Annotated in this window: 18 protein-coding genes; 8 read left to right on the top strand and 10 right to left on the bottom strand. The window is 59.0% G+C overall.

Annotated elements, in window-relative coordinates; genetic code table 11:
* Nucleotides 1–4: 4 nt before the first annotated feature.
* Genes JOE56_RS10935 through JOE56_RS10920 form a run of 4 tightly spaced genes read right to left on the bottom strand, consistent with a single transcriptional unit; the run spans nt 5 to nt 3,622 of the window.
* The gene (locus JOE56_RS10935; RefSeq protein WP_204515991.1) at nt 5–307 is read right to left on the bottom strand and encodes a non-heme iron oxygenase ferredoxin subunit; all 303 of its coding nucleotides are present in this window, start codon (nt 305–307) and stop codon (nt 5–7) included.
* The gene (gene sufD, locus JOE56_RS10930; RefSeq protein WP_204515990.1) at nt 304–1,443 is read right to left on the bottom strand and encodes a Fe-S cluster assembly protein SufD; all 1,140 of its coding nucleotides are present in this window, start codon (nt 1,441–1,443) and stop codon (nt 304–306) included. The genes JOE56_RS10935 and sufD overlap by 4 nt, the downstream gene beginning before the upstream one ends.
* 20 nt (nt 1,444–1,463) lie before the next feature.
* Entirely contained in the window at nt 1,464–2,864 is a 1,401-nt protein-coding gene (sufB, locus tag JOE56_RS10925) for a Fe-S cluster assembly protein SufB (RefSeq protein WP_204516138.1), read from the bottom strand.
* A gap of 32 nt (nt 2,865–2,896) precedes the next feature.
* Complete coding sequence (locus tag JOE56_RS10920) at nt 2,897–3,622, bottom strand: winged helix-turn-helix transcriptional regulator (RefSeq protein WP_204515989.1); 726 nt, start codon at nt 3,620–3,622, stop codon at nt 2,897–2,899.
* A gap of 121 nt (nt 3,623–3,743) precedes the next feature.
* On the opposite strand from JOE56_RS10920, the gene JOE56_RS11525 reads away from it, so the two are divergent.
* The 5 genes from JOE56_RS11525 to JOE56_RS10895 are packed head-to-tail and all read left to right on the top strand — an operon-like array spanning nt 3,744 to nt 9,880.
* The gene (locus tag JOE56_RS11525; protein ID WP_204515988.1) at nt 3,744–4,664 is read left to right on the top strand and encodes an ATP-binding cassette domain-containing protein; all 921 of its coding nucleotides are present in this window, start codon (nt 3,744–3,746) and stop codon (nt 4,662–4,664) included.
* Nucleotides 4,661–5,428: an ABC transporter permease gene (locus JOE56_RS10910; RefSeq protein ID WP_204515987.1), complete on the top strand. Its 768-nt coding sequence runs from the start codon at nt 4,661–4,663 to the stop codon at nt 5,426–5,428. Before JOE56_RS11525 ends, JOE56_RS10910 begins: the two co-directional genes overlap by 4 nt.
* A 1-nt stretch (nt 5,429) precedes the next feature.
* Nucleotides 5,430–6,365 (top strand): COX15/CtaA family protein, encoded by a 936-nt coding sequence (locus JOE56_RS10905; RefSeq protein WP_239530435.1) that lies wholly within the window; start codon nt 5,430–5,432, stop codon nt 6,363–6,365.
* Nucleotides 6,366–6,374: 9 nt separating this feature from the next.
* Nucleotides 6,375–8,099 (top strand): ABC transporter transmembrane domain-containing protein, encoded by a 1,725-nt coding sequence (locus JOE56_RS10900; protein ID WP_204515985.1) that lies wholly within the window; start codon nt 6,375–6,377, stop codon nt 8,097–8,099.
* Nucleotides 8,096–9,880, top strand: a complete 1,785-nt coding sequence (locus tag JOE56_RS10895) for an ABC transporter transmembrane domain-containing protein (protein WP_204515984.1) — start codon at nt 8,096–8,098, stop codon at nt 9,878–9,880. The genes JOE56_RS10900 and JOE56_RS10895 overlap by 4 nt, the downstream gene beginning before the upstream one ends.
* Here JOE56_RS10895 and JOE56_RS10890 read toward each other — a convergent pair.
* Nucleotides 9,877–10,869: a heme o synthase gene (locus JOE56_RS10890; protein ID WP_420867790.1), complete on the bottom strand. Its 993-nt coding sequence runs from the start codon at nt 10,867–10,869 to the stop codon at nt 9,877–9,879. The two genes, JOE56_RS10895 and JOE56_RS10890, sit on opposite strands and share 4 nt — an antisense overlap.
* Before the next feature lie 197 nt (nt 10,870–11,066).
* Here JOE56_RS10890 and tkt point away from each other — a divergent pair, with 197 nt between their 5' ends.
* The 3 genes from tkt to JOE56_RS10875 are packed head-to-tail and all read left to right on the top strand — an operon-like array spanning nt 11,067 to nt 15,820.
* A complete protein-coding gene (tkt, locus tag JOE56_RS10885) occupies nt 11,067–13,145 on the top strand; it encodes a transketolase (protein WP_204515983.1) in 2,079 nt (692 codons plus the stop codon).
* A gap of 33 nt (nt 13,146–13,178) precedes the next feature.
* Nucleotides 13,179–14,303: a transaldolase gene (gene tal, locus JOE56_RS10880; RefSeq protein ID WP_204515982.1), complete on the top strand. Its 1,125-nt coding sequence runs from the start codon at nt 13,179–13,181 to the stop codon at nt 14,301–14,303.
* A complete protein-coding gene (locus JOE56_RS10875) occupies nt 14,300–15,820 on the top strand; it encodes a glucose-6-phosphate isomerase (RefSeq protein ID WP_204515981.1) in 1,521 nt (506 codons plus the stop codon). The genes tal and JOE56_RS10875 overlap by 4 nt, the downstream gene beginning before the upstream one ends.
* A gap of 33 nt (nt 15,821–15,853) precedes the next feature.
* Here JOE56_RS10875 and secG read toward each other — a convergent pair whose 3' ends face one another.
* The 5 genes from secG to whiA all read right to left on the bottom strand — a co-directional run bounded on the left by secG (nt 15,854) and on the right by whiA (nt 20,218).
* Nucleotides 15,854–16,099, bottom strand: a complete 246-nt coding sequence (gene secG / locus JOE56_RS10870; protein ID WP_005883401.1) for a preprotein translocase subunit SecG — start codon at nt 16,097–16,099, stop codon at nt 15,854–15,856.
* A 25-nt stretch (nt 16,100–16,124) separates the two neighbouring features.
* Complete coding sequence (tpiA, locus tag JOE56_RS10865; RefSeq protein ID WP_204515980.1) at nt 16,125–16,904, bottom strand: triose-phosphate isomerase; 780 nt, start codon at nt 16,902–16,904, stop codon at nt 16,125–16,127.
* A 26-nt stretch (nt 16,905–16,930) separates the two neighbouring features.
* Nucleotides 16,931–18,151: a phosphoglycerate kinase gene (locus JOE56_RS10860; RefSeq protein ID WP_204515979.1), complete on the bottom strand. Its 1,221-nt coding sequence runs from the start codon at nt 18,149–18,151 to the stop codon at nt 16,931–16,933.
* Entirely contained in the window at nt 18,152–19,159 is a 1,008-nt protein-coding gene (gap, locus tag JOE56_RS10855) for a type I glyceraldehyde-3-phosphate dehydrogenase (RefSeq protein WP_204515978.1), read from the bottom strand.
* Nucleotides 19,160–19,234: 75 nt separating this feature from the next.
* Complete coding sequence (gene whiA, locus JOE56_RS10850) at nt 19,235–20,218, bottom strand: DNA-binding protein WhiA (RefSeq protein WP_204515977.1); 984 nt, start codon at nt 20,216–20,218, stop codon at nt 19,235–19,237.
* Nucleotides 20,219–20,225 lie beyond the last annotated feature (7 nt).

Raw genomic sequence — 20,225 nt, 5'->3', positions numbered from 1 at the left:
TTCTTTAAAGCTTGACGTAGATCTCGCCGTCGCGTTCCGTGCATTCGTACACTGCGACGGGGTCGAAAGCGGGTGGGTTTTGGGGTTCACCGGTCCGCAGGTCGAACGTGGAGCCGTGCAACCAGCATTCGATTGCACACCCCATCACGTCACCTTCGGACAGTGACACTTCACCGTGGGTACACAGGTCGTCGATAGCGTGCAGTTCGCCGGTTTCGGTGCGCGCAACACACACCTCAACCCCGTCGACCTTCACGCGAATCGCGCTCCCCGGTGTCACATCGGTAGATTTCGCAACGGACTTCACAGCACGCTCCGGGAAAGTTCTTCTTCAATCTGTTCTGTGAGCACTTCTTCGATCTGTTCGATGTCGATCTTCTGGATCACTTCGTTGAAGAAGCCACGCACCACCAACCGGCGCGCTGTTTTCTCATCGATTCCTCGGCTCATGAGGTAGAACAAGTGCTCTTCGTCGAATCGGCCGGTCGACGACGCGTGCCCTGCTCCCTCAATTTCACCAGTCTCAATTTCGAGGTTAGGCACGGAGTCCGCGCGCGCACCCTCGGTCAGCACCAGGTTGCGGTTGAGTTCGTACGTGTCGATCCCCTTGGCTTCCGGGCGAATGAGAACGTCACCGATCCACACGCTGCGTGCGTCCTTCCCCTGCAACGCGCCTTTGTACAGAACGTCCGAGGTGGCATTCGGCGTGTTGTGGTCCACGTACGTGCGGTGTTCCAAGTGCTGCCCGGCGTCGGCGAAGTACAGCCCCAGCATCTGGGCCTCTCCCCCTGGACCGTCGTAGGACACATTCGAGTTCAGGCGCACGATCTTGCCACCCAGCGTGATAGCAATGTGCGTGAACTGCGCGTCCTTGCCCACGACCGCGTCGTGCTGTCCCAGGTGTACCGCTTCGTCATCCCACAGCTGCAGAGTCACAAGCTTCACCCGCGCTCCCGGCCCCACGATCACGCTGAGCAGTTCAGACAGCTGTGCGTGACCGGTGTGCTTGATCACGATGGTTGCGCTAGCGTTCGCTCCCACCGTCACCACAGTGTGGTTATGTGTGGGGCTCTCGCTGTCCGCACCTTCCGTAGTGATGATGGCTGGGGACTCCAGCTCAACACCTTCGCCGATGTCGTAGCGGGTCACGCTGGGTGCGCGAGTAGCCGCGATGACAGCTGGCAGGTCTTCCGGCGCCGAAACACCCAGCTGGCGCGCCTCGTCGAGGCTGATCTGTGACACGTCTACCCCGGCTGGAAGTTCACGTGAGACCGCAAGCTCCGCTGTGCTTTCTTCATCGGTCAGCAGCTGGGTAAGCTTTTTGACCGGAGTGAAACGCCACTCTTCTTCACGGCCGTTCACCTGCGGGAAATCCGCCACGTTAAAACTCCGGGTGCGTTCGGAACGCGACTTAGCCGGAACGTGTTCTGTTGCAATTGTCATGTAATGCGTCTCCTCTGCGCTTAACCTACCGCGCCTTCCATCTGAAGTTCGATCAGACGGTTAAGCTCAAGCGCGTATTCCATGGGAAGTTCTCGGGCGATCGGTTCGACAAAACCACGCACAATCATTGCCATCGCTTCGGTTTCGTCGAGTCCACGACTCATGAGGTAGAACAGCTGGTCCTCGCTCACCTTCGACACGGTTGCTTCGTGCCCCAGCGCCACGTCATCTTCACGAATGTCGATGTACGGGTAGGTGTCCGAGCGCGACACGTTATCCACCAGGAGCGCGTCACACAGAACCGTGTTCGACGACCCCTTAGCACCCGGGTGAACGTGAACCAGTCCGCGGTACCCGGCACGTCCTCCGTTACGGGCAACCGACTTCGACACAATCGAGGACTGCGTGTGCGGTGCCGCGTGCACCATTTTCGCTCCAGTGTCCTGGTGCTGGCCGTTCCCAGCGAATGCCACGGAGAGGGTTTCGCCCTTTGCGTGCTCACCCGTGAGCCAGATCGCTGGGTACTTCATGGTGACCTTCGAACCAATGTTTCCATCGACCCATTCCATGGTCGCGCCTTCTTCAGCAACCGCACGCTTGGTCACCAGGTTGTACACGTTGTTCGACCAGTTCTGGATGGTCGTGTACCGCACTCGTGCATCCTTCTTGGCGATAATCTCGACCACTGCGGAGTGCAACGAATCCGACTTGTAAATCGGAGCCGTACACCCTTCGACGTAGTGAACGTACGAGCCTTCGTCAGCAATGATGAGCGTGCGCTCAAACTGACCCATGTTTTCCGTGTTGATGCGGAAGTACGCCTGCAACGGGATCTCCACGTGAACACCCTTGGGCACGTAGATGAACGACCCACCGGACCACACGGCAGTGTTAAGGGCGGCGAACTTGTTGTCACCGGACGGAATCACGGTACCGAAGTACTCTTCGAAGATCTCCGGGTGCTCCCGCAGACCCGTGTCGGTGTCAAGGAAGATGACACCCTGACGTTCGAGCTCTTCGTTGATCTTGTGGTAGACGACCTCTGACTCGTACTGCGCGGCGACACCCGCAACCAGACGTTGCTTTTCCGCCTCGGGAATCCCCAACCGGTCGTACGTGTTCTTAATGTCTTCAGGCAGGTCTTCCCACGACTGCGCCTGACCCTCAGTCGAACGCACAAAGTACTTGATGTCGTCGAAGTTGATACCGCTAAGGTCGGCACCCCAGTGCGGCATAGGCTTCTTGTCAAACAGCTTCAGAGCACGGAGACGACGCTCAAGCATCCACTCCGGTTCCTCCTTCAGCTTGGAGATATTGCGCACAACATCTTCGTTCAACCCACGTTGGGCATCGGCCCCGGCGTCGTTTGAGTCGTGCCAACCGTATGCGTATTGTCCAATGTCCTTAAGTTCTGGATTCATCTCCAGAATAGGATTGGAATCGGTGGTGTCAGTCACCTTTCTCCTCCTTTTTTAGAGTTGCTCTTCCCATCGTGGGTGCCAAGCAAAGGGCGATTCAGGGTGGATGTGGGAATGTGCGTGGTACACACGTGTGCCCCACTCGCCAACGTCGAAAGACGTCGCACGTCCACTCCTAAAATGTCGCCAAACTGTTCAAGTTCAGCTTCACAAAACTCTGGGTACTCTTCCGCGACGTGCTGAATGGGACAGTGCCCCTGGCACAGCTGCATCGCTTCCAGCGGGGTTCCCACAGCAACCGGTGTCGCCGACGCCGCATATCCCTCTTTGTCCAGCGCCGCCGCCAGCCCGCGCGACCGTGCGGCTACGTTCCCGCCTTCTTCTAAACGCGCTTCAAGCTTTTCGCGCAACTCTTGCGCTCGCTCGCGCGCGAACCGCTCCACCGCCTCTCGGCCCATTTCCGATCGCACAAAGTCAAGCGCCTCCACCGCAACTTGGTCGTATGCGTGGGAAATCTGCGCGTGACCCGCCGAGGTGACGACATAGTGGCGTGCGGGACGACCTCGGCCTGCTTTCACTCCCGCTAACTCACGCACCTCGATCGCGTTTTCCTTTTCCAAAGCGTCGAGGTGGCGGCGGATAGCCGCCGGCGTTAGATCAACCAGACGCGCAATACCCGAGGCGCTGATGGGCCCTTGATCGAGCACGATCGCCAGCACTTGCTGGCGGGTGCGCAGATCTTGTCCGGGGCGTGCGCTCACGTAAGTCCTCTCTGAAAAGCGGGCGGTTCGCTATTCCACAACACTATTGTGCCCTAAATAATTCCACGTAAAACCAGGGTGACCTAAGTTCCCCACATTTCACTCATTACACTGAGGAATCGTGACCAAGCCGAACCATCCGTTAGAACTCGACGCCGTGAGCGTGAACTTCGGGAGCCTCCGTGCAGTCGACAACGTCTCACTCACCGTTGAGCGAGGCACCGTCCACGCACTCTTAGGACCCAACGGCGCAGGCAAATCCACCACCATCGCCGCCTCGGTAGGCCTCCTCAAACCCACATCAGGTCACGCCCGCATCTTCGGATACGACCCTGTTAAACAGCACACGCACTCCAGCGCGCTCGCGGGAGTCATGTTGCAAGACGGCGGACTGCCCATGGCGTCGAAGCCACTCAACATTCTGAAGAACCTTTCCCGCATGTACGCCGACCCTGCGGACTACCACGAACTTGCTGAACGCTTAGGCATCACCGCGTTCGCCAACCGCACGATACGACGCATGTCGGGTGGGCAGAAACAACGTGTAGGAATGGCAGCCGCGCTGATCGGCAAACCCCAGCTGGTGTTTCTCGACGAACCCACGGCCGGCCTGGACCCACAGTCACGCCTTGCCGTGTTCACGATCGTCGAAGAGCTACGCGAACAAGGCGTGGCGGTTGTTCTCACGACTCACGACATGGACGACGCAGCCCAGCTGTCTGACTACGTCACCATCATTGACAAAGGCCAGGTCATCTCCCACGGCACAGTCGACGAACTCACGGGCGACGGCAGCTCGACACTGACGATCCGGGCCCACCACCTCGGCCAGAACCTTCTGGGCCAATTCCGCGCATATGGCGAGGTGGACCTCGCAAAGGACGACGTCGTCACCATCACAGGTGACTTCACCACCCAAACGGTCCACGCGATCACCGGCCTTCTCAACGACGCCGGTGCTGACATCACATCCCTGTCCCTGGCGTCCCGCTCGCTTGACGACGTCTTCCTCGACCTGACAGGAAGGACACTGCGCTCATGAGTTCACCGCGAATCGCACCCCTGGCTCAGCGCGTGTGGGCACAGTCGCTCTTTGAGTTGCGCACCACCCTGTCCAACGCCGAACAGCTCTTCTTGTCCTTCGCTCTGCCAATCGGCGCACTTGTGGTGCTGGCAATGACCGATGTCGTCACCGTTTTTGGGTACGAAGAGAACCAGCGGAACATCATCGCCGCGTCGGCCGGCCTGGGGCTGTCAATCGCCGCCTCCGCGTTTACCGGTCAGGCAATCGCCACCGGATTCGACCGTCGCTACGGCGTACTCCGGCAATTAGCCACTACTCCCCTGGGCACCACCGGCCTAATTCTTGCCAAGATTGTGTCCGTCTACATCGTGACCGCAGTGCAGCTACTGGTCATGTTCATTGTTATTGCTGTTCTCCCCGTGAACTTCGAAATCACCGCCTCCCCGACTCAGTTTCTGGGCATCTTCCTTTCGTGGTTTTTAGGTACCGCCGCGCTGACCGCGCTTGCGCTTGCTTTCGCAGGAACCGCCCGCGCCGAGGCCGTACTCGCCGGATCGAACATCCTCTGGGTTGCGGGCGCCGGAGTTGGTGGGCTTGTAGTCAAGCATCCGGACCTGTGGGGCACAGTTGCATCGCTCACTCCTTTTGGCGCATTGGGCGATTCGTTGCGCACAGCACTGATATCCGGAGGTGTAGACTGGAGTGCCCAACTCGTCTTGTTGGTCTGGGCTGTGCTCGGTATCATCGCCGGAGCCACATGGTTCTCTTTTGAAAGTAAGTGACATGTCGAAGTCGTCTTGGCAAGCAACCGAAGTCAACCGATACGTGTACTGGCTTGCTGTTGGTCTCCTGTTCTTGCAGGCCCTCATCGTGTTCACCGGTGCTGCTGTACGCCTGACCGGTTCGGGACTGGGGTGCCCACATTGGCCCATGTGTACCGAATCTTCGCTAACCAACACCCCCGAGATGGGTATTCACGGGTTCATCGAGTTCGGCAACCGTGTCCTGGGTGTCATTCTGGGTCTGTATTCGCTCTTCGTCGTGATCGCCCTGTGGCCCCTGCGGTCTACCCGCTCCGACCTGTTCCGCATGGCCGTTCTGCTCTTTGCAGTCGTCCCGTTCCAAGCCATTCTGGGTGGCGTCACGGTGCGCACTCAGCTCAACCCGTGGATCGTTGCCGCCCACTTCATTCCTTCGGCCCTAGCCGTTGCTCTTTCCGCTTACATGGTCAAGCGCACGCGTGACACCGGCGACAATCCTCGTCCTGTCGCCTCGCGCACACTCGTCACCGTCGCTTGGGCCGTGGGCATCCTGTGCGCCGTGATCGTGCTCATGGGCATGCTGGTCACTGGGGCGGGCCCACACGCGGGTGATGAAGTCAGCGCCCGCAACGGCCTCAACACCCTGCTCATGTCGCGACTCCACGCAATCCCCGTGTGGCTCATGACCGCGGGTACCATCTACGGTCTTGTTCTTGCACGCAAGGAAAAAATCGCCAGCGCCACACGCGCTTTCACCTTCCTGCTCATCGTCGAAGTGGCACAGGGAATCATCGGTTACACGCAGTTCTTCACAGGACTGCCGGTCCCGGTGGTCATGGCGCACATCGCGGGCCTGTGCCTCGTCATTACGGCCGCGGTTTTCGTCGTCGACAGCGTCTACACACGGGACCCACTCCCCACCTCGGTCGCAAAAAGCCCAGCAACCACCTCGGCATAGACTGGCTCTGTGCTTTTCGCGATCTTTAAACGCTACGTCAGCGCATATCCAGTAGGACTCATACTGGTTCTGGTTTTTACCCTCGCCCAGGTGATGGGTTCCCTGTTGCTCCCGGCCCTCAACGCGCGCGTCATCGACGACGGAATCGCCCACGGCAATCTGACACTCGTGTGGCAACTGGGCGGAATCATGCTCGTGGTTGCCGTCGCACAGCTTGCTACAGCCATTATCGAGGTGGCAGCCGGCTCCTACGTATCGATGGCAGTTGCCCGTGATATTCGCCGTGACTTCTTCGCAAAAGTCATGACTTTTGGCCACCAAGAGGCACAGACCTTTGGGGTCTCTAGCCTCATCACCCGGTCAACCAACGACGTGCGCCAAGTGCAGCAGTTCCTCACCATGGCCATGACAATGATGGTGATGGCCCCAGTCATGGCGTTTGGTGGGCTCATCATGGCCTTCGCGCAGGACCTCACCCTGTCGTGGGTGATTGTGGTGACTGTGGTCATTCTTGCCATTGTCATGGCGTTGGCTGTTCGCGGCATGGTGCCAAGTTTTCAAGTCATGCAGCAGCGCATCGATGCAATGGGGGCGGTTCTCTCCCAACAACTCGCTGGAACCCGCGTTATTCGCGCGTTTGGCAAAGAGGACGTTGAGAAGAAACGCTTCGCCCAGGCTAATCGCGACATGACTCGCGCAAGCCTCATGGTTGGTCGTTACTTTGTTGCGCTGTACCCCATTGTTTTCGCTCTCATTAATGTGGGGACCGTTGCGGTCGTGTGGTTCGGTGCGCGCGGGGTGGAAGCAGGAACCTCGCAGGTAGGTACCGTCGTCGCATTTATCCAATACCTCATGCTCATCATGATGGGCGTTCTCATGTTCGCCTTCATGTCCATGATGGTCCCCCGCGCCGAGGTGGCTGCCGGCCGACTCGTCGCCGTCATGGATACGCGGGTCCACCTTGATCGGGACAGTGGGCGCGTTGATGAGCTCCCCCGTCCTGGAACGTTCGAGTTCCGGGACGTGACCTTTTCCTACCCAGGTGCGGAAGAACCGGTTGTGCAGGATGTTAGTTTTTCCGCCGAGGTGGGATCCACGGTCGCTGTTATCGGTGCTACCGGATCCGGAAAAACCACCCTTGCCAAGCTTCTCGTACGGCTCCTGGAACCCACCTCGGGCACCGTACTCCTAGGTGGGGTACCCATCCAGGACATTTCCCGCCAAACCCTGGGCACGCAGTTTGGCTATGTGGCACAGAACCCTTACGTGTTTGGAGCAACGGTCGCCCAGAACCTTCGCTTGGGAAACCCGGAGGCCAGCGATGAGGAACTATGGGAAGCTTTGCGCACCGCGCAAGCAGAGGACTTTGTGCGCGAACTCGACGGCCAGTTGGACTTTGAAATCAACCAAGGCGGAAAGAACCTCTCAGGTGGGCAACGGCAGCGCATCGCAATCGCAATGGCGCTTGCCAGACGCGCACCCGTTCTGGTCTTCGATGACTCGTTTTCTGCCCTCGACACGGCAACAGACTTACGACTACGTCAAGCGTTGAGCAACGTATCGGCAACCAGCCTCATCATTACGCAGCGTATATCCTCAGCCCGAACCGCCGACATCATCGTGGTGCTCGATCATGGCCGTGTCGTTGCGCAAGGAACCCACGACGATCTCATGGCAACCTCACCGGTGTATCGCGAGATCGCAGAATCGCAGGCAACCCAGGAGGCACTGTGAGCGAAGAACAAGAACCACACGAAAAGGCCCAGAATTTCTGGTCAACAGTTTCGACGCTCGCCCGGGAGTTTAAGTATGAACGCCTGCCCATGATTCTTGGTTTCGTGGGCGTCATGGTAGGAACCTGCCTCACAATTGCAGGCCCTTACGTTTTGGGACTTGCCACAGACGTTGTGTTCGATGGCTTCACAAGCGACGCCGGAATTGATTTTGGATTACTGGCCAGACTGTTGCTCATCGTAGTGGTGTTACACCTTGTCGCCGAGTCTTTCACCTTTGCTGGCGGCTGGCTCTTCAACGAAGCCATTCAGCGGGTGCTCTACGGTCTCCGTGAGCGCGTCGAAAACAAGGTCCACCGCCTTCCGCTTAAGTTCTTGGATTCGCAAAAACGCGGAGACCTTCTCTCGAAGCTCAACAACGACCTGGACAATCTCAACACGGCTCTCAACCAAAACATGGAAACGATCGTGACGTCTGTTATCACAGTGTTGGGTGTCCTTGCCGTCATGTTCTGGATTTCGTGGGAGCTCACGTTGGTAGCGTTGACCACGATTCCTCTCACTGCTGTTGTCATCGGAATTCTGGGCGTCAGGTCGCAAGCCCAGTTCCGCATGCAGTGGTCGCAAACAGGCAAACTCAATGCCCACATTGAGGAGTCGATCTCGGGTCACGAACTTTTGGCAATCTACAACGCCACGCCCCAGGCAACGGAAACGTTCGCGCGCAGCAACGATGAGGTCTACAACGCATCACGGAAGGCGCAGTTCTTGTCCGGCTCCATGATGCCGTCGATGATGTTTGTGTCGAACCTGGTGTTTGTGGGAATTGCAATTGTGGGTGCGGTCCGGGTGGCATCTGGCGCGATGACTCTGGGTTCCGTCCAAGCCTTCATCCAATACTCTCGCCAGTTCTCGCAGCCGTTGGCCCAGTTGGGCGGGGTTGCGTCTCAGCTACAGTCAGCGGCCGCCAGCGCGGAACGCGTCTACGAGCTCCTCAACCAGCCAGAAGAGGTCGCCGACACTGGTCACCACCCCGACTTCGCTCTCACCCACGGAAAGGTGGAATTCCGTTCGGTGGACTTCTCCTATGACCCAGACCAACCCTTCATCAGCGACCTCAACCTCACAGTTGACGGGGGTCAGACGGTTGCGATCGTGGGACATACCGGTTCAGGTAAAACCACCCTGGTCAACCTGCTCCTGCGCTTCTATGACGTCACCGGTGGCGCCATCTACCTCGACGGCGTGGATATTCGCGACATCGACCGCCACCAGCTTCGCTCCCCCATTGGCATGGTTTTGCAGGACACGTGGCTGTTTGGTGGAACCATCTACGACAACATCGCGTACGGGCGCGCCGACGCCACACGTGACGACGTCATGGCTGCCGCTGAGGCCGCATATGTAGACCGGTTCGTAGCCCATCTCCCTAACGGCTATGACACGGTGATCGACGAAACGGGTGGCAATGTTTCGGCTGGTGAACGCCAACTCATCACGATCGCCCGCGCATTCGTGTCCAACCCTGACATTCTCGTTCTAGACGAGGCGACGTCATCGGTGGATACCCGCACCGAGGTGTTGGTTCAAGAAGCTATGAACCGTCTGCGTTCCGGCCGCACTAGCTTCGTGATCGCTCACCGGCTTTCAACGATCCGCAACGCGGATCTGATCGTTGTCATGGAAGCGGGGCGCATTGTGGAGTCGGGAACTCATGAAGAGCTCCTTTCCCGAGGTGGTAAGTACGCTGACTTACACGCAGCTTCCGTAGGTGAGGCTTAAACGAAGGGGTTGAGGAACGGGTCGATCGCAACGGCGAGGAACAGTACCGAAAGGTATGTGATCGATCCGTGGAAGACCTTCATAGCGCGCAGACGCGTTCCAGATAGACCCTGTTTGGCGCGACGCACGAACGTGTAGCACTCGTAGAGGAACCACGCGCCAGCCAGAACAGCAACGCCAATGTAGAGTGGCCCCATAGGCGCAAGAGGAATAAGCACCAGGCTTGAAAGCACCATGGCCCAGGCGTACAGAATGATCTGCTTACCTACCGAAGCCGGAGGTACCTTGGACGGCAACATGGGGACACCGGCAGCGTCGTAGTCGCGCTTGTACTTAATGGCCAGTGGCCAGTAGTGCGGTGGAGTCCAGAAGAAGACGACCAAGAAAAGAATGAACGGTTCAAGCGCCAGCGAACCGGTAACAGCGGACCAACCGATGAGCACTGGCATACATCCGGCGGCCCCACCCCATACGATGTTCTGTGTGGTGTGGCGCTTGAGCATGATGGTGTAGAACACCACGTACAGGAGGATGGCGATAGCGGTCAGACCGGCGGCGACCCAGTTGGTGAATCCGCCCATCCAGAAAATTGATCCGATGCCCAATGCGAAAGCGAAGATAAGCGCTTCCCGTGGGCTCACTTCGCCTGTGACAAGTGGCCGGTTCTCCGTACGGTGCATCTTAGCGTCGATGTCGCGGTCCAAGTAGCAGTTGAACACGGACGCAGATGCCGCAGCAGCAGAACCACCGATGAGGGTAGCCAGGATGAGCCACCAGTCTGGGAGCCCGCGCTGAGCGAGGAACATCACGGGAGCAGTTGTGACCAGGAGCAGTTCGATCACGCGCGGCTTGGTCAGCGCAATGTATGCCCTGAATTTGCTACGTGGCTTACTGCCTCGTCGACGTTCGTCGATCACACGCTGGAGCGGAGCCTCTTCAGTTGCTTCGCCTCCGGTGGTGCTGACTACGTCACGGTGACGTGAACTCACCTACTGACTCCCTCCACAAGATGTGTACGGTGCGTGCGGGCATCAACAGCGCGCACGGACAGAACAATTCTACTCGCTTCCCAGCATATTGCCAGTCATAGCGCTACATGTCGTAGAACCTCTCCACTCGTCGCCCAAAGTCGCTCAAACCTTGTACAGTTTGAAATGAATACCGCCTACAGGAGGAACGCCCTTTCATGAGCTCGCTCAACTGGTCCGACACTGATCGAATGGCGGTCGACACCGCCCGTCTTTTGGCCGCAGACGCTGTACAGAACGCGGGTCACGGCCACCCCGGTACCGCCATGAGCTTGGCGCCAGTCGCCTACTACCTGTACCAGAACGCTCTCACCCACGACCCCGCCAATCCTCACTGGCTGGGCAGGGACCGTTTTGTTTTATCGGCGGGCCACTCGAGCCTGACCCAGTACATCCAGTTGTTCCTCTCCGGTTACGGTCTGGAACTCGACGACCTCAAGGCCCTCCGCACATGGGGCTCGCTCACGCCTGGTCACCCGGAAGTCGGGCACACCGACGGTGTTGAAATCACCACAGGTCCGCTTGGCTCAGGCCTGGCATCAGCAGTAGGTATGGCCATGGCCTCACGCCGTGAGCGCGGGCTCTTTGACCCTGAAGCACCTGCCGGAGAATCCGTTTTTGACCACTTCATCTACGTAATCGCCGGTGACGGCGACATCCAAGAAGGTGTCTCCGGTGAAGCGTCCTCACTTGCGGGCACCCAACGCTTGAACAACCTCATCGTCATTTGGGATGACAACCGCATCTCCATTGAGGACAACACGTCTATCGCATTTACCGAAGACGTAACTGCCCGTTATGACGCATACGGATGGCACACCCAGCACGTGAGCTTCCTCGACGAAAACGGCGGCTACACGGAAGACGTCGACGCGCTCCACTCGGCTATTGAGGCTGCTAAGAAGGACCCACGTCCGTCGTTTATTCGCTTGTCCACCATCATCGCGTGGCCTGCACCTAACAAGCAGAACACGGGCGCTTCGCACGGATCGGCTTTGGGTGACGACGAAATCCGTGCCACTAAAGAACTCCTGAACTTCCCTGTCGACGAAACCTTCGTCGTTGCCCCTGAGGTTCTCGAACACACGCGCGCCGTCGCAGAACGTGGACGCGCGGCGCACGAAGAATGGAACACCCGCTTCGAAACGTGGCGCACCGAAAACCCAGAACGCGCTGAACTGCTGGATCGACTCAGCGCACGTGAGCTTCCGGCGGGACTCGAAGACGCACTCCCAACGTTTGAACCGTCGGACAAGGGGGTCGCAACGCGCGCGGCCTCCGGCCAGGTACTCAACGCAATCGCACCACTTATGCCAGAACTGTGGGGCGGTTCGGCCGACCTCGCCGGATCCAACAACACACTCATTAAGGGAGAACCTTCCTTCTTCCCCAAGGACCGCAGTTCCTCCGCATTTGATGGCAACGAGTACGGTCGCAACCTCCACTTTGGTATCCGCGAATTCGCGGCCGGTCTTGCGTGCAACGGAATGGCTCTGCACGGACTCACCCGTCCGTACAACGGCACGTTCCTTGTATTCTCGGACTACATGCGCCCTGCCGTTCGCTTGGCTGCCCTGCAGGAACTGCCCGTCATCTTCGTGTGGACCCACGACTCGATCGGCCTGGGCGAAGACGGCCCAACCCACCAGCCGATTGAGCACTTGAGCTCGCTGCGCGCAATCCCTGGCCTGGACGTTGTGCGTCCCGCTGATGCGAACGAAACCGCTGTGTGCTGGCTGGAAATGCTCCGTCGCACCGACGGCCCAACCGGAATGGCGCTCACCCGCCAGGCAGTCCCCGTGCTAGACCGTACGGAACTGGCGGCCGCCTCGGGCGCGGCACAAGGCGCCTACGTCCTTTCTGATGAGGATGACTTTGAGGTCATCCTCATGGCTTCCGGGTCCGAGGTGGCAATCGCCTTGGACGCAGCCCACCAACTGCGTGCGGAAGGCACGCGCGTCCGCGTTGTGTCCATGCCTAGCCACGAATGGTTCGAAAAGCAGGACGACCAGTACAAGGAATCCGTTCTTCCGGTCACCGCTCGCGCACGCGTGAGCATCGAGGCGGGGTCCGCAATGAGCTGGCACCGATACGTGGGCACGGAAGGACGCTGCATCGCACTCGACCACTTTGGGGCATCTGCCGATTACCAGACGCTCTACCGTGAGTTCGGAATCACCCCGGGAGCTGTTGTGCAGGCAGCTCACGAATCCATCGCCGCTGTTCAAGCTCTTTAACACCAGTCCCCCACCAACAGACAGAGGTAGGCCATGGCAACTCCAGTTCCTTCTCTTCAAGCACTCAGCCACGCCGGAGTTTCGGTCTGGCTCGACGACCTGTCCCGCACCCGGATTACATCCGGAAGTCTGAATGACGCAATCGAAACGCTGTCTGTGGTGGGTGTGACCACTAACCCCACCATCTTCGCGGCCGCGCTTGCCGGTGACGGCTATGAAGAGGCCGTCGCCCAGCTCGCGGCGAAAGGCGTGAGCGTCGACGAAGCGATTGACGCCCTCACCACCCAGGATGTCGCGGAGGCTTGCGACATCCTGCTACCCGTGTACCAAGCGACCGGGGGCGAAGACGGACGTGTGTCGATCGAGGTGCCACCGCACCTGGCTCACGACACGGAAGGGACCGTCGAATACGCCAAGAAGCTTCACCAGATGGTGGACCGAGACGGCGTCATGATTAAGATCCCTGCGACCGAAGAGGGGCTCTTGGCAATCACCCGCGTGATTGCAGAAGGGATTAGCGTCAACGTCACGCTGATCTTTTCGCTGGATCGGTACCGCAAGGTGGTCGAAGCCTATGTCAACGGGCTGGAACGGGCGCGGGAAGAAGGCCACGACATCAGCAACATCCGTTCGGTGGCCTCGATCTTCGTGTCGCGCGTCGACACCGAGATCGATAACCGGATCGACGAACTGGTAAACAACGGCGCTGACAAGGAACTCCTGGAGCTCAAGGGCAGGGCCGGTCTCGCGAACTGCCACTTGGCTCACCGTATTGCGTCGGAGATCTTCGAGTCGGAACGCTTCACCGTGCTCGCTGCCGCTGGCGCCCACAAGCAGCGCCCGCTGTGGGCATCGACCGGAACTAAAAACCCGGCGTACTCCGACACCATGTACGTCGATGGCCTGATCGCCGCCGACACAGTAAACACCATGCCCGAAAAGACGCTGCTGGCGTTTGCCGACCACGGACAGGTTTCCGGCGACACGGTGTTTGGTCGCTACGAAGAAGCCGACCGGATTCTCGACGCGCTGTCCGTTGCAGGCATCCACTACGGCGAGGTCATGGACAAACTTGAACGCGAAGGCTTGGAAAAGTTCGACGCCAGCTGGAATGAGCTCGTTGAAACCGTGACTACTGCACTGGAGAAGGCACAGTGACAACTACATCTTCTGTCATCAACGATATTCTCGAAAACCGCATTGCTTCCCGCATCGCGGCCCAAGACGCTACCGTGTGGGGACCCGAAGCACAGGACGAAGCGAGCAAGCGCCTGGGGTGGGTCGACCTGCACACTCGCGCTAACGACATCATTGAGAAGGTCACTGGGCTCGCCCAGACGTGTGAGCCCGACCGCGTAGTTCTGGCCGGAATGGGCGGATCCTCGCTGGCCCCTGAGGTCATGAGCAACGCGTACGGAAAAGACCTCATCGTGTCCGACTCCACCCACCCGGACCAGGTCTCGTACACGGCCCAGGACCTCGACCGCACGCTGGTAATTATCGCGTCGAAGTCCGGCTCCACCGTCGAAACGGACTCGGCCCGCCGGTTCTTCACCCAGAAGTTCCGTGACGCGGGCATCGACCCCAGTTCGCGTCTCATCGCTATTACCGACCCCGGCTCACCTCTCGATCAGCGCGCTGCGGAAGAGGGCTGGCTGGCGGAGTTCCACGCCGATCCGTCGGTGGGTGGGCGCTACTCTGCACTCACACCGTTTGGTCTGGTCCCCGCTGGTCTGGTGGGAGTCGACATTGCTCAGGTGGTTGCTGACGCCACATCGATTGCACCTCAACTCGAACAGGACTCAGAGGACAACCTCGCCGTGTATTTGGGCGCGCTCTTGGGTGCTGCCCACGAAAACGGCTACGAGAAGCTCGCGTTGGACCCGCACACTGAACAGTTCCAGGGGTTGGGCGTGTGGATCGAGCAGTTGATTGCCGAATCCACAGGTAAGGACGGCAAGGGCATTCTTCCGATCGCACCGCAGGACTGCGAAAGCGCTACCACTGTGGCGTTGGGCGCGTCCGATGGCCGTCACGCCGATGTTGTCGTCGACCTGCCGTTGGGTGCCCAGTTCCTTCTGTGGGAGTACGTGACGGCAATCGCGTCGTACGTCATTGGCGTCAACCCGTTTGACCAGCCCAATGTCGAGTCTGCCAAGGCTGCTATGCGTGAACTTCTGGCAGGTGGTGAACAGACGGGCTCTGCGTTGCCGGTGTCGCTTACGGATGGCGCGCTGACCGTGTCGGGTCCTGCTGATCTGGTGGAAGGTGCACAGTCCGCCGCCGAGGTCGTTGACCGTTTGCGTGCTGTCATTCCGCAGGGCGGCTATGTGGGTCTGCAGGCGTTTGTAGACCGGATCGGCCGGTCGGATCTTGTACGGTTGCGGCCTCAGTTTGCTCAGCGTTTGGGTGTTGCGACCACGTTTGGTTTTGGACCCCGCTACTTGCACTCAACGGGTCAGTACCACAAGGGTGGTCACGCCAACGGTGTGTTTGTGCAGATCACTGACGAAGCGTCCACAGACTTCGATGTGCCGGAAACTGGATTTACTTTCGGCCAGTTGATTGCTGCGCAGTCACGCGGAGATGCGAACGTGCTTAACGATGCTGGGCGACCGGTCCTCCGTTTCCACTTGAGTGGTGAGGACGGTTACGCGCAGTTGTTTGATCTATAAGCTAACTAGCGGTCTAGCCAGCTTCGAGCCTGCTTAGGCTTGGAAGCTGGCGATCAGGCCCAGCAGTACGATCGAAGCTGCCCACACGATTGCGATCAGTGTGGTGTACATGTTGAGGTTCTTTTCGGCAACCCCGGACGAACCCAGGTTAGCGCTCATTCCTCCACCGAACATGTCGGACATTCCGCCACCCTTACCTTTGTGCAAGAGGACAAAGGCAATGAGGATGAAGCTGGTAAGGATGAGTACGCCAGTCAGAATCCACGTCAAAATTTCCACGTCGCCTACCTTAGCACTGTTCGGTTCACAAGCGAACCGACGCTGCGATGAGTCGCGCGAAAGTGTCGGGGTCGAGGCTCGCGCCACCCACAAGGGCCCCGTCGACGTGTTCGGACTGCATAATTTCAGCCACGTTTTCAGGTTTCACGGATCCGCCGTAGAGAATCCGGGTCGATTCGGCAACGGACGCGTCGTAGCGCTGGGCCAACCACCCACGGATTTCTTGCGCCATCTCATGCGCGTCGTTTGCCGTGGCAGTCTTGCCGGTGCCAATAGCCCACACCGGTTCATACGCAATCACGAGTTCTTCAGGAGCATCGATCTGGGCAAGGGCTTCCTCACACTGCTCAAGAGTGAACGACACGTGGTCGCCGTTTTCGCGCTCAGTCAGGGATTCGCCCACACACAGAATGGGTGTGAGTTCGTGGTCAAGTGCTGCACGCACTTTGCGTCCTACCAACGCGTTGTCTTCGTGGTGGTCGTTGCGTCGTTCGCTGTGTCCCACAACGACGAAGTCGCAACCGAGCTGTTGCAGGAAGCGACCGCTGATGTCACCCGTGTGAGCGCCTTCCGCATGTTCGGACAGATCCTGGGCCCCATACGACAGCGGTAGCTTGTCGCCTTGAATGAGGGTCTGCACGGAACGGATGTCGGTGAAGGGCACCAGAACAGCTACCTGTGCTGTGTCTTCACTGATCTTCGCGTCGCGCAGTGCCCACGCCAATTTTTGGACAACGGAAATCGCTTCCAAGTGGTCGTGGTGCATCTTCCAGTTTCCGGCCAAAAGCGGAAGGCGGTTCGTCACGGTGTCTCCTCTGTGTGAGTTCTGTTCTAGTCCAGAACGGTCAGTCCGGGAAGCTCTTTGCCTTCGAGGAATTCTAGACTAGCGCCTCCGCCGGTCGAAATGTGACCGAAGTCGTCGTCGCCAAATCCAAGTGCTCGAACAGCGGCCGCGGAGTCGCCTCCCCCAACCACGGTGAGACGACCCTGGTCGACTCCTCCGTGTGCGGTTGACAGGGCTTCGGCAACAGCTTTGGTTCCTGCTGCGAACGCTTCGAACTCGAAAACACCCATGGGGCCGTTCCAGAACACGGTCTTCGATTCGGCAATGGTCTTCGCGTACGCCTTGGCGCTCTCGGGACCAATGTCCAAACCAAGTGCAGACTCACCAGCCGGAGTGTTTTCCAGTTCGTCGACACCCACGGTCCAGTGCTCTGCATCAGCAGCGAACTTTTCGGCCATCACAATGTCGGTAGGCAACATGATGGTGACGCCCTTGTCCTGCGCGGTCTCGAGGTAACCCTTGACCGTGTCGATCTGGTCTTCTTCCAGCAACGACGCACCAACGCCCTTACCCTGAGCCTTCAGGAAGGTGTACACCATGCCACCACCGATAATGAGGGTGTCCGCACGTTCAAGCAGGGATTCGATAACGCCCAGCTTGTCCGACACTTTCGAACCGCCCAAAACAACCGTGTACGGACGCTGGGGGTCTTCCAAAAGCTGGCGGCTCACACGCACCTCGGCCTCAACGAGACCACCTGCGTAGTGCGGGAGCTTCTGCGCAATGTCGTACACACTGGCCTGCTTACGGTGAACAACACCAAAGCCGTCAGACACGAACACGTCGGCCAGGCTGGCCAACTGCTGTGCGAACTCATCGCGCTCAGCGTCGTCCTTGGAAGTTTCACCAGGGTTGAAACGCAGGTTCTCGAGAAGCAAAACCTCACCGTCGGTGAGCTGTTCAGCCTTGGCGCGCGCGTCCTCACCCACGGTGTCAGAGGCGAACTTCACTTCGCGTCCCACTTCTTTTGCAAGCTCCCCAACCACAGGGGCCAGCGAAAACTCTGGCTTCACTTCACCCTTGGGGCGCCCCAGGTGAGCCATCACCATCACCCGGGCGCCCGCCTCGGCGAGATCACGGATGGTAGGAGCCGACGCCTTGATGCGGCCCGCATCCGTAATCGTGTCGCCGTCCATAGGCACGTTCAGGTCACTGCGCACCAAGACGCGCTTGCCGGCAAATTCGCCGAGGTTGTCAAGAGTTTTCATTTACTTCTCCAGTTTCGCTGCTACCAGTTCGACCATTTCAACGAGTCGTTCCGAGTAGCCCCATTCGTTGTCGTACCATGCAATAACTTTGATCTGGTTGCCCACCTTGCGGGTGAGTTCAGCGTCGAAGATCGACGAGTGGCTGGCCATCACGATGTCCGAAGACACGATGGGGTCTTCCGTGTATTCCAGGATGTGCCCGAGGTCGCCGCTGGCTGCTTCCTTGACCGCCGCGTTGATCTCTTCAACCGATACGTCGCGGGAAGGAATGAATGTCAGGTCGACGAGCGAACCGGTAGGAACCGGTACGCGAACGGCAAAACCGTCGAGCTTACCGTCCAGCTGAGGCAAAACCTTACCCACAGCTTTTGCCGCACCCGTAGTGGTGGGCACCAAGTTCACAGCGGCAGCGCGTCCACGGCGCAGGTCCTTGTGAGGACCGTCCACCAGGTTCTGTCCACCCGTGTATGCGTGAACCGTGGTCATGATTCCCGATTCGATACCGCAGAATTCGTCCAGAACCTTTGCCACAGGAGCCAGGCAGTTGGTGGTGCAGCTGGCGTTGGACACGATGTGCTGGTTAGCGGGGTCGTACTCGTTGTCGTTGACACCCATGACAAACATGCCGTCAACGTCTTTTCCGGGAGCGGAAAGTACGACTTTCTTGACCGTTTCGCCCAGGTGCAGGGCCGCCTGGTCGCGCTTCTTGAACTTACCCGTACACTCGACAACCACCTCGGCACCGGCACCTGCCCAATCGATGTCAGCCGGGTCCTTGTGAGCCGATGCGGCGATGCGCTTACCGTTAACGGTCAGCGACTCGTCGTCATATGTCACTTCACCGTCAAAACGACCCCACACGGTGTCGTACTTGAGCAAGTGTGCGAGCTGTCCGTTGTCTGTCAGGTCGTTGATTGCCACGACCTCTAAATCCAAGTCATTCTCCAAAACGATACGGAGAAATGAACGTCCAATACGACCAAAACCATTGATGCCAACGCGAGTCATGTCACTCCTGATGAGAGAGATTGTCGTGCATCTCCATCGTAGTACGCCACACGTGTGTGGCACATGTGTGAAAGGTTAAACGTCTTCTAACATTTCGGGTGTCAGATTAGCTTCGGTGTCGGGGATTCCGAGTTCGGCAGCCTTTTTGTCGGCCGTTGCCAGGAGCCTGCGGATGCGCCCAGCGATCGCGTCCTTGGTCATGGGCGGTTCAGCGAGCTGGCCCAGTTCCTCCAGCGACGCCTGCTTGTGCTCCAAACGGAGTTTGCCCGCGTACTTGAGGTGTTCGGGCACTTCGTCCCCCAAGATCTCAAGAGCGCGTTCCACCCTGGCACCGGCAGCCACTGCAGCACGCGCGGACCTACGCAGGTTGGCATCGTCGAAGTTTGCCAGGCGGTTGGCCGTCGCGCGGACTTCCCGTCGCAAGCGACGTTCCTCCCACACCAGGCGGGTCTGTTCGGCACCCATCGAGGTCAAGAGAGCTCCGATCGCTTCGCCGTCGCGGATCACCACGCGGTCCACTCCGCGTACTTCGCGGGCTTTCGCAGAAATCCCCAAACGGCGCGCCGCCCCCACGAGCGCAAGTGCCGCCTCGGGTCCCGGACTGGTCACTTCAAGGGCAGATGACCGACCCGGTTCGGTCAATGAACCGTGCGCCAAGAACGCTCCCCGCCACGCAGCCTTCGCATCGGAGAGAGAACCGTTGACAACAGCGGCTGGAAGGCCACGCACTGGGCGCCCCTGACCGTCGATGAGACCGGTCTGGCGAGCAAGCGCAACACCGTCGGTGGCAACCCGCACCATAAAGCGCGAACCCTTTTTCAGCCCTGAACCGTTCACCACGACGATTTCGGCAACGTGACCGTACAGGTCCTTAATTTCAGCGCGCAGTTTCCGGGCAGCCGCACCCGTGTCCAGTTCAACCTCGACGACGATGGAGCCCGCAACGATGTGCAGCGCAGAGGCAAAACGCAGAAGCGAGGACACTTCCGCTTTACGTGCAGCGGTCCGCGGTTCGACGAAACGCGCAAGTTCATCCTTTACTTGTGCTGTCAGAGCCATGCCATTC

Origin of the sequence: Brevibacterium paucivorans, from assembly GCF_016907735.1 — a bacterium.
GTDB classification, from domain to species: Bacteria; Actinomycetota; Actinomycetes; order Actinomycetales; family Brevibacteriaceae; genus Brevibacterium; species Brevibacterium paucivorans.
The sequence above is the reverse complement of the archived record's forward strand: the minus strand, read 5'-3'. Positions and strand labels throughout refer to the sequence as shown.

Coding starts and splice junctions, on each gene's coding strand:
- JOE56_RS10910 (WP_204515987.1), top strand. CDS start 4,661: ATGAGTTCACCGCGAATCGCACCCCTGGCTCAGCGCGTGTGGGCACAG.
- JOE56_RS10860 (WP_204515979.1), bottom strand. CDS start 18,151: ATGAAAACTCTTGACAACCTCGGCGAATTTGCCGGCAAGCGCGTCTTG.
- sufD (WP_204515990.1), bottom strand. CDS start 1,443: ATGACAATTGCAACAGAACACGTTCCGGCTAAGTCGCGTTCCGAACGC.
- gap (WP_204515978.1), bottom strand. CDS start 19,159: ATGACTCGCGTTGGCATCAATGGTTTTGGTCGTATTGGACGTTCATTT.
- tkt (WP_204515983.1), top strand. CDS start 11,067: ATGAGCTCGCTCAACTGGTCCGACACTGATCGAATGGCGGTCGACACC.
- JOE56_RS10905 (WP_239530435.1), top strand. CDS start 5,430: ATGTCGAAGTCGTCTTGGCAAGCAACCGAAGTCAACCGATACGTGTAC.
- sufB (WP_204516138.1), bottom strand. CDS start 2,864: ATGAATCCAGAACTTAAGGACATTGGACAATACGCATACGGTTGGCAC.
- whiA (WP_204515977.1), bottom strand. CDS start 20,218: ATGGCTCTGACAGCACAAGTAAAGGATGAACTTGCGCGTTTCGTCGAA.
- tal (WP_204515982.1), top strand. CDS start 13,179: ATGGCAACTCCAGTTCCTTCTCTTCAAGCACTCAGCCACGCCGGAGTT.